Source organism: Roseovarius sp., assembly GCF_040219995.1.
In the GTDB taxonomy this organism is placed as follows: Bacteria; Pseudomonadota; Alphaproteobacteria; order Rhodobacterales; family Rhodobacteraceae; genus Roseovarius.
Map to the genome: position 1 here is coordinate 53,687 of NZ_JAVJUC010000030.1, position 18,795 is coordinate 72,481.

Annotated in this window: 18 protein-coding genes; 9 read left to right on the forward strand and 9 right to left on the reverse strand. The window is 60.3% G+C overall.

The window, feature by feature from the left end; translation table 11 throughout:
• Genes hemW through rph form a run of 3 tightly spaced genes read right to left on the reverse strand, consistent with a single transcriptional unit; the run spans position 1 to position 2,465 of the window.
• Positions 1 to 1,185 (reverse strand): radical SAM family heme chaperone HemW, encoded by a 1,185-nt coding sequence (gene hemW / locus RID11_RS13630; protein ID WP_350140078.1) that lies wholly within the window; start codon positions 1,183 to 1,185, stop codon positions 1 to 3.
• On the reverse strand, positions 1,148 to 1,756 hold the full coding sequence (rdgB, locus tag RID11_RS13635) for an RdgB/HAM1 family non-canonical purine NTP pyrophosphatase (RefSeq protein ID WP_350140080.1): 609 nt from the start codon (positions 1,754 to 1,756) through the stop codon (positions 1,148 to 1,150). Before rdgB ends, hemW begins: the two co-directional genes overlap by 38 nt.
• Complete coding sequence (gene rph / locus RID11_RS13640) at positions 1,749 to 2,465, reverse strand: ribonuclease PH (RefSeq protein WP_350140082.1); 717 nt, start codon at positions 2,463 to 2,465, stop codon at positions 1,749 to 1,751. Before rph ends, rdgB begins: the two co-directional genes overlap by 8 nt.
• Before the next feature lie 116 nt (positions 2,466 to 2,581).
• Here rph and hrcA point away from each other — a divergent pair, with 116 nt between their 5' ends.
• Together hrcA and RID11_RS13650 are read left to right on the forward strand one after the other, a co-directional pair.
• The gene (hrcA, locus tag RID11_RS13645) at positions 2,582 to 3,646 is read left to right on the forward strand and encodes a heat-inducible transcriptional repressor HrcA (protein ID WP_350140084.1); all 1,065 of its coding nucleotides are present in this window, start codon (positions 2,582 to 2,584) and stop codon (positions 3,644 to 3,646) included.
• Between the two features lie 9 nt (positions 3,647 to 3,655).
• Entirely contained in the window at positions 3,656 to 4,216 is a 561-nt protein-coding gene (locus RID11_RS13650) for a nucleotide exchange factor GrpE (protein WP_350140086.1), read from the forward strand.
• A 15-nt stretch (positions 4,217 to 4,231) separates the two neighbouring features.
• On the opposite strand, the gene mutS is transcribed toward RID11_RS13650, so the two are convergent.
• Positions 4,232 to 6,850: a DNA mismatch repair protein MutS gene (gene mutS / locus RID11_RS13655; protein WP_350140150.1), complete on the reverse strand. Its 2,619-nt coding sequence runs from the start codon at positions 6,848 to 6,850 to the stop codon at positions 4,232 to 4,234.
• Between the two features lie 164 nt (positions 6,851 to 7,014).
• On the opposite strand from mutS, the gene RID11_RS13660 reads away from it, so the two are divergent.
• Together RID11_RS13660 and RID11_RS13665 are read left to right on the forward strand one after the other, a co-directional pair.
• Positions 7,015 to 9,270, forward strand: coding sequence for an NADP-dependent malic enzyme (locus RID11_RS13660; RefSeq protein ID WP_350140088.1), 2,256 nt, complete (start codon positions 7,015 to 7,017; stop codon positions 9,268 to 9,270).
• A 60-nt stretch (positions 9,271 to 9,330) separates the two neighbouring features.
• Positions 9,331 to 10,200: a ribokinase gene (locus RID11_RS13665; protein WP_350140090.1), complete on the forward strand. Its 870-nt coding sequence runs from the start codon at positions 9,331 to 9,333 to the stop codon at positions 10,198 to 10,200.
• Here the strand turns inward: RID11_RS13665 and msrA are convergent.
• A complete protein-coding gene (gene msrA / locus RID11_RS13670; RefSeq protein ID WP_350140092.1) occupies positions 10,191 to 10,865 on the reverse strand; it encodes a peptide-methionine (S)-S-oxide reductase MsrA in 675 nt (224 codons plus the stop codon). The two genes, RID11_RS13665 and msrA, sit on opposite strands and share 10 nt — an antisense overlap.
• A 148-nt stretch (positions 10,866 to 11,013) precedes the next feature.
• Between msrA and RID11_RS13675 the strand changes: the two genes are divergently transcribed.
• Positions 11,014 to 11,922 (forward strand): D-amino acid aminotransferase, encoded by a 909-nt coding sequence (locus RID11_RS13675; RefSeq protein WP_350140094.1) that lies wholly within the window; start codon positions 11,014 to 11,016, stop codon positions 11,920 to 11,922.
• Here the strand turns inward: RID11_RS13675 and tmpT are convergent.
• The gene (tmpT, locus tag RID11_RS13680; protein ID WP_350140097.1) at positions 11,919 to 12,557 is read right to left on the reverse strand and encodes a thiopurine S-methyltransferase; all 639 of its coding nucleotides are present in this window, start codon (positions 12,555 to 12,557) and stop codon (positions 11,919 to 11,921) included. The two genes, RID11_RS13675 and tmpT, sit on opposite strands and share 4 nt — an antisense overlap.
• A gap of 118 nt (positions 12,558 to 12,675) precedes the next feature.
• On the opposite strand from tmpT, the gene RID11_RS13685 reads away from it, so the two are divergent.
• Together RID11_RS13685 and RID11_RS13690 are read left to right on the forward strand one after the other, a co-directional pair.
• Complete coding sequence (locus RID11_RS13685) at positions 12,676 to 13,398, forward strand: sulfotransferase-like domain-containing protein (protein ID WP_350140152.1); 723 nt, start codon at positions 12,676 to 12,678, stop codon at positions 13,396 to 13,398.
• Positions 13,399 to 13,508: 110 nt separating this feature from the next.
• Entirely contained in the window at positions 13,509 to 13,922 is a 414-nt protein-coding gene (locus tag RID11_RS13690) for a DUF7282 domain-containing protein (RefSeq protein WP_502949358.1), read from the forward strand.
• A gap of 57 nt (positions 13,923 to 13,979) precedes the next feature.
• On the opposite strand, the gene RID11_RS13695 is transcribed toward RID11_RS13690, so the two are convergent.
• Positions 13,980 to 15,206 (reverse strand): argininosuccinate synthase, encoded by a 1,227-nt coding sequence (locus RID11_RS13695; protein ID WP_350140101.1) that lies wholly within the window; start codon positions 15,204 to 15,206, stop codon positions 13,980 to 13,982.
• Between the two features lie 105 nt (positions 15,207 to 15,311).
• Here RID11_RS13695 and ilvA point away from each other — a divergent pair, with 105 nt between their 5' ends.
• The gene (gene ilvA, locus RID11_RS13700) at positions 15,312 to 16,550 is read left to right on the forward strand and encodes a threonine ammonia-lyase IlvA (protein WP_350140103.1); all 1,239 of its coding nucleotides are present in this window, start codon (positions 15,312 to 15,314) and stop codon (positions 16,548 to 16,550) included.
• Here the strand turns inward: ilvA and RID11_RS13705 are convergent.
• Complete coding sequence (locus RID11_RS13705) at positions 16,547 to 16,882, reverse strand: Hpt domain-containing protein (protein ID WP_350140105.1); 336 nt, start codon at positions 16,880 to 16,882, stop codon at positions 16,547 to 16,549. The genes ilvA and RID11_RS13705 overlap by 4 nt on opposite strands.
• A gap of 141 nt (positions 16,883 to 17,023) precedes the next feature.
• Between RID11_RS13705 and RID11_RS13710 the strand changes: the two genes are divergently transcribed.
• Positions 17,024 to 18,307 (forward strand): PP2C family protein-serine/threonine phosphatase, encoded by a 1,284-nt coding sequence (locus tag RID11_RS13710; RefSeq protein WP_350140107.1) that lies wholly within the window; start codon positions 17,024 to 17,026, stop codon positions 18,305 to 18,307.
• Here the strand turns inward: RID11_RS13710 and RID11_RS13715 are convergent.
• The gene (locus tag RID11_RS13715) at positions 18,282 to 18,725 is read right to left on the reverse strand and encodes an NUDIX domain-containing protein (RefSeq protein WP_350140109.1); all 444 of its coding nucleotides are present in this window, start codon (positions 18,723 to 18,725) and stop codon (positions 18,282 to 18,284) included. The genes RID11_RS13710 and RID11_RS13715 overlap by 26 nt on opposite strands.
• Between the last annotated feature and the right edge of the window lie 70 nt (positions 18,726 to 18,795).

The window sequence follows — 18,795 nt, forward strand, 5'->3', positions numbered from 1 at the left end:
TTAAGGAAGCAGTTCCGTGATCACGGCATTCAGTACCGCGCGACCCCTCCGCGTCGCTCGTAGCCTAGTACCCTCCATTTCGAGCATCCCGATCTCGCGCAAATGCTCAAGCGTCCTATGATCAAGTGGAGCACCGTTCAGCGCCGCGAAGCGCCCCGTATCGATACCTTCGGTCACCCTCAAGCCCATGAGTAAGTATTCACCAGCCTGCATTGAGCCCGAGAGAGCCGCGCGTCGTGTTTCTGTTTCACCGCCCTCCGCCTCACGTAGCCAGCGGTCGGGCTGAAGCCAAGTCTCCGTTGCATAGCGCTGACCTCCGCAGGTAATTCGGCCATGTGCTCCAGGGCCAATGCCTACGTAATCGCCATATCGCCAATAGATTAGGTTATGCCTAGATTCTGACCCTGATCTGGCGTGGTTAGAGATCTCATAGGCTGACATGCCAGCAGCATCACAGATCTCTTGAGTGACATGGTACATGTCCGCCGCCAGATCATCCTCTGGCAGCCCGCGTAGATTGCCCGCCGCATACCGATCACCAAAAGCTGTACCGCCCTCAATCGTCAATTGGTAGAGTGAAAGGTGATCTACAGCCATTCCCAGGGCGCGACCCAGCTCTTCTCGCCATGATCCAAGATCCTGGTCCTGTCGCGCATAAATCAGATCGAAACTGACACGATCAAAATTTTCTTTCGCAATATCAAAGGCTTGAATTGCTTCTCTGACGGAATGAATACGCCCCAATCGACGTAAATCCCGATCATTTAAGGCTTGAACACCCAATGAGACACGTGACACGCCTCCGTCCGCATAGGCCCGAAAACGCCCGGCTTCGACCGATCCCGGATTGGCTTCCAGCGTCACCTCGAGATCATTTGCAACGGGCCAGGCACGATATATAGCCTGTAGAATCTCGGCAACCGTCTCTGGAGCCATAAGGCTCGGCGTGCCGCCGCCAAAGAATACACTGTTGACGACACGTCCCGGCAATTCAGCGGCATAACGATCTATCTCGCGCACATAAGCCGCGCGCCACCGAGACTGGTCAACCTCGCGCGCCACATGGCTGTTGAAGTCACAGTAAGGACATTTCGCCTCACAGAACGGCCAGTGAAGATAGAGGCCAAACCCACCGTTTTGCCAATCTTCAACCAAAACAACCTGCGACGAATTTCTCAAACGCATCCGCCCTATGGCTGATCTGGTTCTTTTTCCAACGACCCATCTCACCAAAGGTGAGTTCATGGCCTATCGGTTGAAAAATCGGATCATATCCATGCCCTTGGTTCCCCCGCATCGGCCACACGATCCAGCCTTCGACTGTGCCCTCGAAGACATCATCCTGCCCATCCGGCCAGGCCAGCACGAGAGTGCAGCAAAACCGCGCCGTCCATGGCTGAGGCTGTTTGCTTGCGACAAGCATGTCATGCGCCCGGGTCATGGCCATGGCGAAGTCGCGACCGGTGTCTGTTTCAGCCCAATCGGCGGTGTAAACCCCTGGTGCGCCGCCGAGTGCGTCAATCACAATTCCCGAATCATCTGACAATGCGGGCAACCCCGTGACTTTTGCAGCGGCGTGCGCCTTGATGCGCGCATTTCCGATAAAGGTGGTCTCGGTCTCCTCGGGTTCGCAAAGGCCTTTCTCAGCCGCACCGATGACCGTCACGCCGAATGGCGCCAAAAGCTTCGATATCTCTTCCAGCTTGCCTGCGTTATGCGTTGCCACCAATAGCGTATCACCAGTGAATTTAGGCACCCGTCGCCTCGCGTTGTTTGGCGACAAGCGTGTCTACGCCCTTTTCGGCAAGATCGAGTAGCGTATTCATCTGTTCCCGGCTATATGTTGCGCCTTCGGCGCTCATCTGCACCTCGATCAGCCGTTTCGATGCTGTCATGATGAAATTACCGTCCACTCCGGCCTCGCTATCTTCGGGATAATCGAGATCAAGGACCGGTTGCCCGGCATAGATACCACAGGATACCGCCGCCACCGGATCGACCATCGGATTGCTAGCCACGTCACCCGCTTTCATCAGCTTTGCGACTGCAAGCCGCAATGCGACCCATCCGCCGGTGATTGAGGCGCAACGCGTGCCACCATCGGCTTGGATCACATCACAATCCACAGTAATCTGCCGCTCTCCTAATGCAACGCGATCCACCCCGGCGCGCAAAGACCGCCCGATCAGCCGCTGAATTTCCACGGTCCGACCGCCCTGCTTGCCCGCGGTCGCCTCGCGCCGCATCCGGCTTCCGGTGGAGCGGGGCAGCATGCCATATTCTGCCGTTACCCAGCCAAGACCCGTCCCCTTCACAAAGGGCGGCACCCGATCCTCGATCGTCGCCGTGCACAGAACATGCGTATCGCCCATCTTGATCAGGCAAGAGCCCTCGGCATGTTTCAGCACGCCGGTTTCGATTGAAACTGGCCGCATTTCACTTAAATCTCTACCCGAAGGCCGCATTTCTTTCCCCTTTTCGATCTGGCTTGGGGATACATGCGCCGGGCCCCGAATGGCAAGCCCGATTGACCTTTGCCGCAGCCCGTCTTTAATGGCGAGCTAGACAGGAATCGTGCCGAATGAATGACGCCAGCAAAATCCTGGATCAGCTCAACGATCGCTCGCGCGAAGTGTTTCGTCGCGTTGTCGAGAGCTATCTCGCCAATGGTGACCCAGTCGGATCGCGTACGCTAACGCGTGATTTCAGCGAGAAGGTCAGCGCGGCGACGATCCGCAACGTCATGCAGGATCTTGAATATATGGGCCTCCTCGGAAGCCCCCATATAAGCGCCGGACGCATTCCTACCCAAGACGGCTTACGCATGTTCGTCGATGGTCTGCTCGAAGTGTCTGATCTGGAACTGACCGATCGCCGCATGATCGACGCGACCGTGACCAGCAATTCTCAGGATGTGGGCGGTATCCTGGATCGTATCGGATCGGCGCTTTCAGGTGTGACGCGTGGAGCGTCTCTTGTGCTCGCCCCCAAGCATGAGGCTCCGATCAAGCATATCGAGTTCGTCAGTCTTGCACATGACCGTGCGCTCGTGGTCCTGGTGTTTTCTGATGGTCACGTCGAGAACCGTATATTTACGCCGCCACCGGGTCAGACCCCAAGTTCGATGCGCGAGGCCGCGAATTTCCTCAATGCGTTGATCGAGGGGCGGACGCTCTCGGATGTGCAGCGGGTGATCGCCTCCGAGATCGACAAGCGTCGACAAGAGATTGACAGCCTGTCCCAGGCGCTGGTCGAAAGTGGCCTCGCCGTGTGGCAGGGCGAGGGCGACAGCTATGAGCGTCTGATCGTGCGTGGCCGTGCGAATCTGCTCGATTCCGGGGCCGAGGATGAAGACCTCGACCGCATTCGCATCCTGTTTGACGACCTTGAGCGCAAGCGTGACATCGCCGAGTTCCTTGAATTGGCCGAAGATGGCGAAGGCGTGCGCATTTTTATTGGCTCTGAGAACAAACTTTTCTCACTTTCGGGTTCCTCTTTGGTTGTCTCTCCATATATGAACGCTGACCGTAAGATCATTGGCGCAGTCGGGGTCATCGGTCCGACGCGCCTGAATTATGGGCGGATCGTGCCGATCGTGGACTACACCGCGCAACTGGTAGGCAAACTGATCTCCGACCGGAGTTAGAGGTGATAAATGGCAGAGCCGAAAGAAGACAGCTTCCTTGACGATATCGAAGAGGCGGCGGCAGAAGAGCAGGAATATTCCGGAGGCGAAATCTCCGACGAGGCTGCGGAGCTAGACGCGCTCAGGGCCGAGCGTGACGCACTTCAGGACAAGTTCATGCGCGCCCTCGCAGATGCCGAAAACGCGCGCAAGCGTTCCGAGAAGGACCGACGCGAGGCCGAGAATTACGGCGGCTCCAAGCTTGCACGCGACATGCTGCCCGTGCATGATAATCTCAAGCGCGCGCTCGACACGGTAACCGAGGACCAGCGTGCCGGTTCCGCTGCCCTGTTCGAGGGGATCGAATTGACCCTGCGTGAGTTGCGCAACGTCTTTGCCAAGCATGGCATCACCGTCATCGACCCGCAGGTTGGCGACCGGTTCGACCCCCAGCATCACGAGGCGATGTTCGAGGCCCCACTGCCCGGTACCAAGGCGGGGGAGATCATTCAGGTCTCTGCCCAGGGCTTCATGCTGCATGATCGCATCCTGCGCCCGGCGCAAGTCGGCGTCTCGTCCAATCGCGACTGACGACAGGGCGGGGCATTACCCCGCCTTGTCCGCCAACCCCTTCAATTCATAAAGCAAATCCAGCGCCTCACGGGGGCTGAGCGTGTCGGGAAGAACATCATCCAGCCGCGTCTCCACCTCCGAGCGGCGCAGCGGCGACGGGGCAGGGGGCGGCGTCGCGGCAAAGAGCGGCAGATCGTCGATCAGCGCCTTTTGCGCTCCACCTCCCTCGCGCTCTCCCTTCTCCAGAGCATCAAGCACCACGCGCGCCCGCGCCACGACCGCGTCGGGTAGTCCTGCTAGCTTTGCCACCTGAACGCCGTAACTGCGATCGGCTGCGCCGCGCCGTACCTCATGCAGGAAAATCACCTCGCCGTCATGTTCCCTGACTGCCACGGTGGCGTTGTCCACCCGGTCGAGCTTGTCACTCAGATTGGTCAGCTCATGGTAATGCGTTGCAAAGAGCGCCCGGCAGCCATTTACGTCGTGCAGATGTTCCAGCGTCGCCCAGGCGATGCTCAGCCCGTCATAGGTCGCCGTGCCGCGCCCGATTTCGTCCAGGATGACCAGCGCATGATCGTCCGCCTGGTTGAGAATCGCCGCCGTCTCGACCATTTCTACCATGAAGGTCGAGCGCCCGCGCGCCAGATCATCTGACGCGCCCACCCGGCTGAAAAGCTGGCTGACCATCCCGATATGCGCCAATCGCGCAGGCACATAGCTGCCCATCTGCGCCAAGAGCGCAATCAGCGCATTCTGCCGCAAAAACGTCGACTTACCAGCCATGTTCGGCCCGGTCAGCAGCCAGATATCACTCTCTCCGCCAAGAGCGCAATCATTGGCGATGAAGGGCGCGGCACCCTGGGCACGCAAGGCCCGCTCTACCACCGGATGCCGCCCGCCTTCGATCTCAAGCGCACGGCTCCCGTCCACCTTGGGGCGACACCACTGCTCGGCCTTCGCCAGATCGGCCAATGCCGTTGCAAGGTCGAGCTCGGACAAGCCACGTGCAACCTGCGCAATTTCTGCCGACTGCTCCAGAATCGCGGCCTTCAGGCTATCATAGAGCCGCTTCTCGATCTCTAGCGCCCGACCTCCGGCATTGAGGATACGGGTTTCCATCTCGCTTAGCGGCACGGTGGTAAAGCGGACCTGATTGGCCGTCGTTTGGCGATGCTTGAACGTTTCGTTCAGCGGCGCCGCCAGCATTTTCTCTGCATGGGTCGCCGTTACCTCGACGAAGTAACCTAACACGTTGTTATGCTTGATCTTAAGCGAGTTGATCCCGGTCTCACGGATATAGTCGCCCTGCATGCCCGCAATCACACCGCGCCCTTCATCGCGCAACTTGCGCGCCTCATCCAGATCGGTGTCATACCCCGGCGCGATGAACCCGCCATCGCGCGCCAGCAAGGGCGGTTCTGCGACAAGCGCCTGGTCAAGCAGATCGAGCAGCGCGTCCTGCCCGGTCAGCCCAGAGATGGCATCGGCGAGCAGGGGCGGCAACTCGATGCCCGCCAGACGTTCCGCGATCTCCGCCGCCTGCGCCAGCCCGCTCCGCACTGCCGCCAGATCACGCGGTCCGCCCCGGTCCAGACCCAGCCGAGATAACGCGCGGTCCAGATCGGGAACCCGGCGCAACGCCTCACGCAAATCTGCTGACAGGCGGCCCTGTTCCACGGCAAAACCCACCGCATCCAGCCGATCCTGTACCACCTCCAGCACCCGGCTCGGGCTTGAGAGCCGCCGCTCCAGCAACCTCCCGCCCCCCGCCGTCACCGTCCGGTCAATCGTGGACAGCAGCGATCCTGCTCGTTTTCCATCCAGCGCGTGGGTGAGTTCCAGATTGCGCCGGGTTGCGGCATCAATCTGCATCACTCGCGCCTGCACCTCTCGGGCCGGATGGCGCAGCAATGGCAGCTTGCCCTTCTGCGTGATCTCCAGCCATTCGACAATCGCCCCCATCGCCGCAGTCTCGGGGCGGGTGAATTGCCCATAGGCCTCCAGTGTGCCGACGCCAAACAGCGCGCAAAGCCGCCTCTCACCTGCCGTGCTGTCAAACGCCGCCTGTCCCAAAGCGGTCAACGACGCACCGCAGTCAGACACTGTATCAGCCAAAATCGCCTCATCCCCCTCCGAAACCACAACTTCCCGCGGCGTCAATCGCGCAAGTTCAGGCCCAAGCCGCGCGGCAGAGAGCGGCATCACGTGAAACGCACCGGTAGAAATATCGACCCAGGCCAGCGCCCCGTCGCCGCGCACTTGCGCGAAGGCCGCAAGATAATTGTGCCGCCGCGCTTCGAGCAGGCTTTCCTCGGTCAGCGTGCCGGGGGTCACCAGCCGCACCACCTCACGCCTCACCACCGATTTCGAGCCGCGTTTCTTCGCGTCCGCCGGATCCTCCATCTGCTCGCAGACCGCAACCCGAAACCCCTTGCGAATGAGCGTCAGCAGATAGCCCTCGGCGGAATGCACCGGCACCCCGCACATGGCGATATCCTCGCCCTGATGTTTGCCTCGCTTGGTCAGCGCGATATTCAGCGCCTCGGCCGCCGCCGCCGCGTCATCAAAGAACAACTCGTAGAAATCGCCCATCCGGTAAAACAGCAACGCCCCCGGATACTCGGCCTTGATCTCCAGATATTGCGCCATCATCGGCGTTACGGTAGCGCCTGCGCTCGTCACTTCTGCCCCCTGGTCTGATTATCGATGACCTTACAAATCCGCAGCGACGCACGAAAGCCCAAACCGCGTTTCAGTTGAGGCTACTGCAAAGCCCCGCTATGCAGAGTGAAATTCATTCGTGCACGGGCCCAATCATGGCAAATAGCAAATACACCCGCGAAGAGGCGCTCGCCTTTCACCTCGAACCGACTCCCGGCAAGTTCGAGATTCAGGCCACCGTGCCGATGACAACGCAGCGCGATCTCAGCCTAGCCTATTCCCCTGGCGTGGCCGTGCCCTGCGAGGAAATCGCTGCCAATCCTGAACTGGCCTACGATTATACCAACAAGGGCAATCTCGTGGCCGTCATCTCCAACGGCACCGCCGTTCTTGGGCTGGGCAACCTTGGCGCGCTTGGCAGTAAGCCGGTGATGGAGGGCAAGGCGGTGCTTTTCAAACGGTTTGCTGACGTCAATTCGATCGACATCGAACTTGATACTGAAGACCCTGAAGCGTTCATCAACGCGGTCCGCCTGATGGGGCCGACCTTTGGCGGCATCAACCTCGAGGATATCAAGGCCCCCGAATGTTTCATCATCGAGCAACAGCTCAAGGATGTGATGGATATCCCTGTCTTCCATGATGATCAGCACGGTACAGCAGTGATATGCGCTGCGGGCCTCATCAACGCGCTGCACCTTTCAGCCAAGAAAATTGAGGATGTGCGCATCGTGCTCAACGGGGCAGGGGCGGCTGGTATCGCCTGCCTGGAATTGCTGAAATCAATGGGCGCGCGGCATGAGAACTGCTTGATGTGCGATACCAAGGGTGTGATTTTCCAAGGCCGCACTGAGGGCATGAACCAATGGAAATCCGCCCATGCGGTCAAGACTGATTTGCGCACGCTGGAAGAGGCAATGCGGGGCGCAGATGTGTTCCTTGGCGTTTCGGCCAAAGGGGCTGTCACCCAAGACATGGTCGCCTCGATGGCCGACAATCCGGTGATCTTCGCCATGGCAAACCCCGATCCCGAGATCACGCCAGAAGATGCCCATTCTGTGCGCCCGGATGCGATCGTCGCCACAGGTCGCTCGGATTACCCCAATCAGGTCAACAACGTGTTGGGCTTTCCCTATCTTTTTCGTGGGGCGCTTGATGTGCATGCGCGCGCGATCAATGACGAGATGAAGATCGCCTGTGCCGAAGCTCTGGCCAGGCTCGCCCGGCTCGATGTGCCAGACGAGGTGGCGATGGCCTATGGCCGCAAGCTGACCTTTGGGCGCGATTACATCATTCCAACACCCTTTGATCCGCGCCTCATCCATGTGATTCCCCCTGCCGTGGCGCGGGCGGGGATGGACACCGGGGCAGCCCGGCGGCCCATTGTCGACATGGACGCCTATGAACTGTCGCTCAAGTCTCGGATGGACCCGACGGCGAGCATCCTGCGCGGCCTAAATGCCCGCGCCCGCAACGCACAAGCGCGGATGATATTCGCCGAAGGCGACGATATACGGGTGTTGCGCGCCGCAGTGCAATATCAGCGCACCGGATTGGGCAAGGCGTTGGTTGTCGGGCGTGACGAGGACGTCAAGGCGAAGCTCGAAGGGATCGGTATGGGCGATGCGTTCCGCGAACTCGAGGTGGTAAATGCCGCCAAGACCGACAAACTCGATGAATACAAGGCGTTCCTTTACCGTCGTCTGCAACGCAAAGGCTTTGACCGGCATGATATTCACCGCCTCGCGGCGCGTGACCGGCACGTGTACTCGGCGCTGATGCTGGCGCATGGGCATGGGGACGGACTGGTAACTGGCGCGACCCGCAAATCTGCCCATGTGATGGAATTGATCAACCATGTCTTTGATGCCGATGCCGAGCATGGCGCAGTCGGAGTCACGGCACTTTTGCACAAGGGGCGGATCGTGTTGATTGCTGACACGCTTGTGCATGAATGGCCCGATGAAGAGGATCTTGCCAATATCGCCATGCGAGGAGCAGGTGTCGCGCGGCACTTGGGGCTGGAGCCGCGCGTTGCCTTTGTCAGCTTCTCGACCTTCGGTTATCCACGCTCGGAACGGGCTGAGAAAATGCACCGCGCGCCCCGGGTGCTTGAGCGGCGCGGTGTCGATTTCGAATTCGAGGGCGAGATGACCGTCGATGTGGCTCTCAACGCGCGTGCGCAAGAGAGCTACCCGTTTCAGCGCCTCACCGGGCCGGCCAATGTGCTTGTTGTGCCTGCGCGCCATTCTGCCTCGATCTCGGTCAAACTGATGCAGGAAATGGCGGGGGCCACGGTGATCGGTCCGATTCTCTCGGGCGTCGATGCGTCGATCCAGATTTGCTCGTCCAACTTCACTGCCAGCGATATCCTGAACATGGCTGTCCTGGCGGCATGCAAGGTGGGTTGATGGTGGCGCGGTGGCCGCAGTTCGCATGAGTATTTTTGGCAATATGAAGCGGGGGACGGCATGATCTATTCTCTAGGTTCGATCAATGCCGATCACATCTATCGCCTGTCGCACCTGCCCGCTCCGGGAGAGACGTTGGCCGCCGATACGTATACTCGCATGCTGGGCGGCAAGGGGGCCAATCAGTCCATTGCCGCTGTCCGGGCGGGTGCGCGTGTCGTGCATATCGGCGCGGTCGGGCAAGATGGTGATTGGATGCGCGCCGCGCTTGCCGCAGCAGGGGTCGATGTTGACCACGTGGCCACGCTCGACAGCGCCGCTTCAGGTCATGCGGCCGTCATGGTCGAAGAGGGCGGTGAAAATTCCATCGTAATCCATCCTGGGGCCAATCGAATGTTGGAAGCACCGCATATCGAGGCTGCGCTGATCAATTCGCGCCCCGGCGACTGGTTGATGATGCAGAATGAAACCAGCGGACAGGTTGAGGCGGCAGAGCTTGCGCACACGCGTGGTTTGCGGGTCGCCTATTCCGCTGCTCCTTTAGATGTGGATGCGGTGCGCGCGGTGATGCCATTCGTGTCGCTCCTCATCCTCAATACCGTAGAGGCCGAACAGCTTTCACAGGCGCTGAACGTGGTGGATGTGCCTATGCGACTTGTGACTAAAGGGGCGGGGGGCGCTGAATGGGTTAAGGAAAATTCGGACAAGCCTCTCTTTGTTCCGACCTTTTGCGTGTCGGCAATTGATACGACTGGAGCAGGGGACTGTTTTGCCGGATACGCGGTGGCGGGCCTGGCCACTGGTCTTGCCCCGGTGCAGGCCCTTCGGCGTGCCGCTGCCGCAGCGGCCCTTCAGGTCCAGCGCCGAGGCGCGTCAGAGGCAATTCCGACCGCCGAAGAGGTCGATGCGTTTCTCAGTGCTCAAGATTGACCGACGAAAGGCGCGTCGTCACCCCACAGTGCCCTGACCCGGGCATCGCGCCCGCAGGCGTCCCGATACAGCTTGTAGGCGCTGGCCTTGGTCCGAGGGCCAAAGCGGGTCAGGATGATATCACCACTCTTGTAATAATCCTGATGATAGGCTTCGGCTGGCCAGAACCGATCCAACGGCAGGATCGGCGTCACAATCGCTTGGCCCAATGCTTTGGCCGCATCCTCCTTAACGGCTTTCGCAAGAGCATTTTCTGCTCCATTAGAGACGAAGATCCCGGTCTGATAACTCTGTCCGCGATCACAGAATTGCCCGCCGGCGTCAGTTGGATCGATTGAGCGAAAGAATAGGCGCAGCAATTGCTCGCGTGTGATTTGCGCGGGGTCGAAGGTGATTTTCACTGCTTCCAGATGACCGGTGCCGCCGCGGGTGACCTGTTTGTAGGTCGGGTTATCGACCGCGCCGCCAGCAAAGCCCGATTTGGCCTCGATCACGCCTTTGACCTTCTCGAAATCTGCCTCCACGCACCAGAAGCAGCCGCCCGCGACCACTAGCGTATCCGCCTCTGCTGCGTGCGCCTCGTTTGCCTGCATGCACAGCCCTACCACGATCAGCGTTGCCAATGTCGCTGCCTTGAGTTCCCTCAGATATGCCACCATCGTCATGCCCTCCTTATTCTTGTCAGTTTGACGCAAAAACAGCGTCGCTCCAACTTACGACGCCGTGATGTCACGCGCTGTTGAGAGATATTTCGCCCTTGGCACCGGATTTCGGCAGACATACGCTGCACCTAACACATGCTAGGGGATCATGATGGAAGACCAGCAAACCACCCATGCCGCACAAGAGGATGCGCGCAATGAGCAGATTCTGATCTGGCTCAATGGGCGCATCGTGCCCAAGTCTGAGGCGCTGATTAGCGTTTATGACAGTGGTTTCATGCTAGGCGATGGCGTTTGGGAAGGGTTGCGCCTTTATAACGGCACGTGGGCGTTTTCAGGGGAACATCTCGACCGATTGTTCGAGGCCGCCCGTGCCATCGATCTTGACATCGGCATGACTCGGGACGAGGTGTTTCAGGCCGTAACAGAGACACAGCGAGCCAATGGCATGACCACCGATGCGCATGCCCGGTTGATGGTGACACGGGGCATCAAGACCCGGCCCTTTCAACATCCTTCTCTCAGTCAGCAGGGGCCGACGATAACCATCATAATGGAGCACTCGCAGCCGAAAATCGCACGCCCCATTCGTCTTGCCACCGTACCGCATATCCGTGGCTTGCCGATGACTCAGGATCCGAAACTCAACTCGCACTCCAAGCTGAATTGCATTCTAGCCTGCATCGCGGCGGAAAAGGCGGGCGCCGACGAGGCGCTCATGCTCGATATCCATGGTTTCGTGAACACCACCAATGCCTGCAATTTCTTCATTGTGCGCAATGGCGCGGTCTGGACCTCGACTGGCGATTACTGCATGAACGGCATCACGCGCCAGAAGGTCATCGACCTTTGCCGCGCAAACGCCATCCCCATTTATGAGAAGAACTTTTCACTCGTCGAGACCTATGGTGCCGATGAGGCGTTTTTGACAGGCACCTTCGGCGCACAGACCCCGGTAGGCGAGATCGACGGTCGCCGGATCGGAGACGGCAGGCAAGGGCCGATCACCACCTGTATTCAGAACCTCTACAAGGCACTGATCCAGCGTGAAGCAGCCTAGAGAGGTTGTAACAACATCGCCTTTTCCCGCGCCGGAACGATGCCTTTTAAACCTCCCGGAACTACCGCCTCGGCCAATACCTTAATCGCGAAGCGTGCGCCGTGACAGCATTCCACCTCGTCCTGCGTGATTGAAAACGGAGGTCCCTCCATAACGTTTTGATCATATTCGAACGTCACGAGCAGCTGCGGTGCGCAGCGCGTGATTTCTGCCAGATGCGCAGCATATTCCGTGCGTGTCTCTCCGGGCAGCGCTACCAGCGCTGCGCGGTCATAGACCGCATCTACCTGGCCAACGACACTGGCGCTCAACTCGAAGATATCTCCGACGAATATATCGACACCCTCCGCAGCGTAGCGGCGATGACGTTCTGTATCTGTTACCTCTGGTGTGACGCCCATTTCGGAAAATAGATCATGGACCGCGATCTCACTCAATTCTGCCCCGGCAACTTGGTAGCCCTGTGATAAGAGCCATGGGATATCAACAGCTTTTCCACAGAGCGGTAGAAACATGCGTTGCCCCGGAGCCAGTTTGAGCGCTCCGATATGCGCTTCCAGCATCCGGTTGACCTTGCCCTCGTGAAAGCCGAGCCGCCCCTCTTGCCAGCGATCGTGCCAGAACTTCGCGTCCATTGCCTGCCTCTTCTGTTGCATCGGTGATTCGACGATCCTAGACAGGATTAACATGCTGTGAACATGGGGGATGGACATTTGACGATGACGAATGCTCACATTGCCGGGCGGGGCTGAGATGCGCATCGCCATGTGGTCCGGGCCACGGAACCTTTCCACCGCGATGATGTACAGCTTTGCCGCGCGTGGCGATTGCGCCGTGGTGGACGAGCCGTTCTATGCCGCCTATCTCGCGCAGACCGCGCTCGATCACCCGATGCGCGATGCGATCATGGCCGCGCAGCCGCAAGATCCAGCGCGCGTGGTGGAGCAGCTTTTAGGCCCTGTTCCGGCGCAAAAGCTGCATTTCTATCAGAAACACATGGCCCAGCACATGATCCCCGGCGTGCCGCGCGACTGGGTGAATGAGCTGACCAACGTCTTTCTCATCCGCCACCCCGCGCGCGTCGCCGCCAGTTTCTCGGCCAAGTACGACAATCCGACGCTCGCCGATATCGGCTTTGTCCAGCAGGCAGAACTGTACGATCAATTGGTATCCGCAGGGCAATCGCCCATCGTCATCGATTCCGCCGATATCCGCCGTGACCCCGAGGGAATGCTAAAACGGCTCTGCGCTGCCATCGGCCTCGACTGGACGCCCGCCATGCTCGCGTGGCCGCGCGGCGGCCATGCCGATGACGGGGTCTGGGCGGCGCATTGGTATGCGGCGGTGCATGACAGCACCGGCTTCGCCCCCGCCGAGGGGCCGCCGCCCACGCTTGATGGTCCGCGCGCCGCATTGGCCGAGGCGGCGATGCCCGCCTATGAGCGGTTGCAAGACGTCAAGCTGCGGCTTGCCTGATGAGTTGCCGCCGGAAAAATCCGGTCGACTTGAAACTATCTCCACTCGACTCCGTGTCTTGTGCTGTGCCGGGTAAAAGCCCGGTCGAAGCCATGACAAAGGAGTTCACTATGAAGACGACTGTTCTTGCAACGACTTTTGCCCTCACCGCTGGTGTCGCGATGGCGGATGATCACGGAATGCACCCGATGGTGATGGCCGAAGACCAAAGCGTCGCCAACGGTATCGTGAGCGCCGAGAAGGTGGTCGCCGATAAAAACGGTTGGCTGGTCGTGCATCGCACCGGCGAAGACATGAAGCCCGGTCCGGTTGTCGGCTATGCACCCCTCCGCAAGGGCGAGACGAATGATGTCGCCGCGATTCTGCAAGAAGATGTCGCCACAGGCGATATGCTCATGCTGATGGTGCATGCCGAAGACGGTGGGATGCAGACCGGCGTATTCGAATACACCTTGGGGGCCAAGGAAGACGGCCCGATCAAGATGGATGGGAACCTTGTGATGACGGTCGTCACCGCGAAGTGACCGGATACGAAAAAGGCGGCCCGTCGCCGGGCCGCCTTTCTTTTCAATATTGAGGGCTTAACCCTTCAGGCGCCGGTTCCGCGCCGCGAGCAGCTTCAGACGCAGGGCGTTCAACTGAATGAAACCCGCCGCGTCCTTCTGATCATAGGCCCCGGCATCCTCCTCAAAGGTCACATGTGCCTCGGAATAGAGGCTGTGATCGGACCAGCGCCCGACGGTCGTCGCCGCCCCCTTGTAGAGCTTGAGCCGCACCGTGCCGCTGACATGTTCCTGGCTCTTGTCGATGGCCGCCTGCAACATCTCGCGTTCCGGGCTGAACCAGAAGCCGTTGTAAATCAGTTCCGCATAGCGCGGCATCAGCGAATCCTTGAGATGCCCCGCGCCACTCTCGAGCGTGATCTGCTCGATCCCGCGATGCGCCTCGAGCAAAACCGTGCCGCCAGGGGTCTCGTAAATACCGCGTGACTTCATGCCCACGAACCGGTTTTCCACGAAGTCGAGCCGCCCGATGCCATGCTTGCCGCCCAATTCGTTGAGCTTCGTAAGGATTGTGGCCGGGCTCATCGCCTCGCCATTGATGGCCACCGCGTCACCCTTCTCGAACGTCACCTCGATGAGTTCCGGGGTATCGGGTGCCGCCTCGGGGCTGAACGTGCGCTGATAGACATAGTCCGGCGCGGCCTGCGCCGGGTCTTCCAGCACCTTGCCCTCGCTTGAGGTGTGCAACAGGTTCGCATCGACCGAAAACGGTGCCTCGCCGCGCTTGTCCTTGGCGATCGGGATCTGGTTTTTTTCCGCAAACTCAAGCAGCCGCGTGCGGCTGGTCAGGTCCCATTCCCGCCAGGGCGCGATCACCTTGATATCGGGGTTGAGCGCATAGGCCGCCAGTTCGAACCGCACCTGATCGTTGCCCTTGCCGGTCGCGCCATGCGCCACGGCATCGGCCCCGGTCTCGGCGGCGATCTCGACCAGACGCTTGGAAATCAGCGGGCGGGCAATCGAGGTGCCCAGCAGATAGAGCCCCTCATAGAGCGCATTGGCACGGAACATCGGAAACACGAAATCGCGCACGAATTCCTCGCGCACATCCTCGATATAGATGTTTTCCTCTTTGATCCCAAGGAGTTTCGCCTTTTCCCGCGCCGGTTCCAGCTCTTCGCCCTGCCCCAGATCGGCGGTAAACGTCACCACCTCGCAGCCATATTCGGTCTGCAGCCATTTCAGGATGATCGAGGTATCGAGGCCCCCGGAATAGGCCAGAACAACTTTCTTGGGCGCGGACATGTGTTTCCCCTCTCTCGCGGATATCGCAGCGCGCTTAGCCGGTTTTCCGTGCCGGGGCAAGGTGCGCCCCTTGCCAGCACGCCCCGATTGCGGCACTGAAACGGAATGACCGAGTTTCAGGATAACGCCCGCACCGCCGAGGCCGCCATGCGCGCCGTGTTCGAGCCGACGCCGCTGCAACGCAACGATCACCTGTCGGAACGTTACGGGGCCGAGATCCTGCTCAAGCGCGAGGATCTGAGCCCCGTGCGCTCCTACAAGCTGCGTGGCGCTTTCAACGCGATGCGCAAGGCTCTGGCAGCCCGGCCCGAAACCGCGCAGTTCGTCTGCGCCAGTGCCGGCAATCACGCGCAGGGCGTGGCCTTCATGTGTCGGCATTTCGGGGTCAAGGGCGTGATTTTCATGCCGGTGACGACACCACAGCAAAAGATCGGCAAGACCGAGAAATTCGGGGGCGATGCGGTGTCGATCCGCCTGACCGGCGATTATTTCGACGACACGCTGCATGCCGCCCAAGCCTATTGCGCCGAGGTGGGCGGGCATTTCCTGTCGCCGTTCGACGACGAGGACGTGATTGAGGGGCAGGCCAGCGTCGCCGTCGAGATCGAAGCGCAGTTGGGCGGGATGCCCGATCACCTGATCCTGCCGGTGGGTGGTGGCGGGCTATCGGCCGGGGTGCGCAGCTACATGGGCGGTAGCGTCAACCTCACAATGGTCGAGCCTGCGGGCGGTGCCTGTCTTGCCGCAGCCCTTGCCGCCGGAAAACCGGTGCGCCTGCGCCATATCGAGAATTTCGCCGATGGCGCCGCCGTGGCGCAGATCGGTGCGCGCACCTTTGCGCGGCTCGCTGATCTTGATCCGGCGCAGGCTCGGGTGATCGACGAGGACCGGCTGTGCACCACGATGCTGGAAATGCTCAACATTGAGGGCATCGTGCTGGAACCTGCGGGCGCGCTCGCCGTTGATGCACTCAAGGATATGGGGGACGCGATCCGGGGCAAGACCGTGGTTTGCGTCACCTCGGGCGGCAATTTCGATTTCGAACGCCTGCCCGAGGTCAAGGAGCGCGCGCAGCGCTACTCGGGGGTCAAGAAATACTTCATCCTGCGCATGCCGCAGCGCCCCGGGGCGTTGCGCGATTTCCTTGAAATACTTGGGCCCGAGGACGATATCGCTCGCTTCGAATATCTCAAGAAATCGGCGCGCAATTTCGGCTCTGTCCTGATCGGGATCGAAACGACGCGACCCGAGAATTTCGTTCATATCCTGCGCAAGCTGGACGATACTGGGTTTGACTACCGCGATATCACCCGCGACGAGGTGCTGGCGGAGTTCCTGATCTAGGCGGCCATTACATCTGCCATGAGCCCGGCCAGGAACGCCGCCTTGGACTGGTCGAAACAGCTGAGAATATCCGTCAGGTCAACGCGCTCGCCCTGTCCTGCCGCCGCAGTTGCCTCCCCCGCATGGCACAGGTCCGAAAATGCAACGAATCCGAGATTGAGTGCGCTCCCCTTGAGGAAATGTAACTGTCCTTCGATGTCGAGCGCTTCGCATGGCGCACGCAGCCTGTCAATTTCGGTCTCGACCTCCTCGAGAAACAACTCGACGACCTCTTCGAACGCATCGGTCCCGATTTCATCCCGCAGGTTTCGAACGCGGTTCCAGTCGATCATGCTCCACCCTCCTTCGACCCTGCAAGAGTGTCCGTCAAACCCTTCGATAATGTTAATCTGCACATCGAAACCCGCACAATTTTAGCATTCACCCATCGTTAAGCCCGCCTGAGCTATCGCAAGGAGGAACAGGCCAAAGGGATGATCGTGCGGGTGCTCAGACCAGAAAGCGGACGGGTGGAGACAGGCGGCGATGTCATCCGCCGCGTGCTTGTCGTCGATGACAGCCGCGCGCAGCGCCGCATCCTGACTGCCTCATTGCAACGCTGGGGCTTCGACGTGCGAGAGGCGGACTCGGGCGGTGCCGCGCTCCGGATCTGCGCCGATTACGCGCCCGATCTGGTGCTCAGCGACTGGATGATGCCGGGCATGACTGGGCTCGAATTCTGCCGGGTGTTCCGCGACATGGCCCGCGACAGCTATGGCTATTTCATCCTGCTGACATCCAAGAGCGACAAGGACGAGGTGGCGATCGGCCTCGATGCCGGGGCGGACGACTTTCTGACCAAACCGGTCAATGCCGCCGAATTGCGCGCCCGCATCGCCGCCGGGGCGCGCATCCTGCAAATGGAGCGTGAGCTGACCGACAAGAACCGGCTGATCACCTCGACCCTCGGTGAACTGCAATCGCTCTATGATTCGCTCGACAGCGATCTGATCGAAGCCAAGAAGCTGCAACAGTCACTGGTCAGTGAACGGTACCGCGATTTCGGCACCGCCGAGGTGTCATTGCTTCTGCAATCAGCGGGGCATGTGGGTGGCGATCTCGTGGGCATGTTCCCGATTTCCGAGGGCCGTATCGGTCTCTATGGGATCGACGTGTCCGGGCATGGCATCAGTTCTGCGCTGATGACGGCGCGGCTGGCCGGGTACCTGTCATCGTCGGTGCCCGAACAGAACCTCGCCTTACAGAAAACGCGCGGTGGCGGCTTTGCCCCGCGCCCACCCGCCGAGGCGATCGCCATGCTCAACCGGGTGATCATGTCCGAGATGGAGACCGAGCATTATTTCACCATCGCGCTCGCAGATGTTGACCTAGTGAGTGGCCATGTCATCATCGCGCAAGCGGGCCACCCCTACCCGGCGCTGCAACGCGCGGGCGGCACGGTGGAGTTCATCGGTCATGGCGGCCTGCCCGTTGGGCTGATCGACGCTGCTGAATTCCAGCAATTTGAGGTCACGATGGCCCCCGGTGACAGGCTCTTGATCCATTCCGACGGCGTCACGGAGTGCGCAGCGCGCGATGGCGCGCTGCTCGACGAGGCAGGGCTTGCCCGCATCCTGCGCGATCTGCGTCAGACGCGGGGCCGTGCCTTTCTCGAATCACTGATCTGGAAACTGTCGGATTTCGCCGGTGACGCCGATTTTCAGGATGATATTTCCGCTGTCCTGCTGGAATTCAGACCAGACCCAATGCCCGGCTGACGAAATGCCGATCCCCTGAATTGCCAAGCTGCGTCGCGGCATTCTCCGGCGTGATCCAGACCGCGTGATGCCCCGGCTCTGTCGGCGCGCCCAGGGCGCGCACCGGATCGGCGCGGTAGATCACGCAGAGCTTTTCCGCCCAGAACCCATATTCCGGCATATAGGTGAACCGCCGGAATGCCCCGATCCGCCTTGGCCGCGCAATGATCCAGCCGGTTTCCTCATGAACCTCTCGGTGCAGCGCGCGCAGCGGATGCTCGCCCGGGTCGATCCCGCCGCCGGGCAGTTGCAGTTCCGGCACCGGCTCGGCCTGATGGGTCACCAGCAGATGCCGCCCCCGCGGCAGGATCGCATAGACCCCCGGCCGCAACCGATAGCGAATATCGTGGCGCGGTGCCTCGCCGAATCTCCGGATCATGGCTTGCCCCCTTGGTGCCCCGTCTTGTCCTGCCTACATACACGCGATATGCCGAACCAAGGCGCATAAG

Coding starts and splice junctions, on each gene's coding strand:
- rph (WP_350140082.1), bottom strand. CDS start 2,465: ATGCGGCCTTCGGGTAGAGATTTAAGTGAAATGCGGCCAGTTTCAATC.
- ilvA (WP_350140103.1), top strand. CDS start 15,312: ATGACCGAGTTTCAGGATAACGCCCGCACCGCCGAGGCCGCCATGCGC.
- RID11_RS13695 (WP_350140101.1), bottom strand. CDS start 15,206: ATGTCCGCGCCCAAGAAAGTTGTTCTGGCCTATTCCGGGGGCCTCGAT.
- tmpT (WP_350140097.1), bottom strand. CDS start 12,557: ATGGACGCGAAGTTCTGGCACGATCGCTGGCAAGAGGGGCGGCTCGGC.
- RID11_RS13685 (WP_350140152.1), top strand. CDS start 12,676: ATGCGCATCGCCATGTGGTCCGGGCCACGGAACCTTTCCACCGCGATG.
- RID11_RS13690 (WP_502949358.1), top strand. CDS start 13,509: ATGAAGACGACTGTTCTTGCAACGACTTTTGCCCTCACCGCTGGTGTC.
- RID11_RS13705 (WP_350140105.1), bottom strand. CDS start 16,882: ATGATCGACTGGAACCGCGTTCGAAACCTGCGGGATGAAATCGGGACC.
- RID11_RS13650 (WP_350140086.1), top strand. CDS start 3,656: ATGGCAGAGCCGAAAGAAGACAGCTTCCTTGACGATATCGAAGAGGCG.
- hrcA (WP_350140084.1), top strand. CDS start 2,582: ATGAATGACGCCAGCAAAATCCTGGATCAGCTCAACGATCGCTCGCGC.
- msrA (WP_350140092.1), bottom strand. CDS start 10,865: ATGACGATGGTGGCATATCTGAGGGAACTCAAGGCAGCGACATTGGCA.
- RID11_RS13715 (WP_350140109.1), bottom strand. CDS start 18,725: ATGATCCGGAGATTCGGCGAGGCACCGCGCCACGATATTCGCTATCGG.
- hemW (WP_350140078.1), bottom strand. CDS start 1,185: ATGCGTTTGAGAAATTCGTCGCAGGTTGTTTTGGTTGAAGATTGGCAA.
- RID11_RS13675 (WP_350140094.1), top strand. CDS start 11,014: ATGGAAGACCAGCAAACCACCCATGCCGCACAAGAGGATGCGCGCAAT.
- RID11_RS13710 (WP_350140107.1), top strand. CDS start 17,024: ATGATCGTGCGGGTGCTCAGACCAGAAAGCGGACGGGTGGAGACAGGC.
- RID11_RS13665 (WP_350140090.1), top strand. CDS start 9,331: ATGATCTATTCTCTAGGTTCGATCAATGCCGATCACATCTATCGCCTG.
- RID11_RS13660 (WP_350140088.1), top strand. CDS start 7,015: ATGGCAAATAGCAAATACACCCGCGAAGAGGCGCTCGCCTTTCACCTC.
- mutS (WP_350140150.1), bottom strand. CDS start 6,850: ATGATGGCGCAATATCTGGAGATCAAGGCCGAGTATCCGGGGGCGTTG.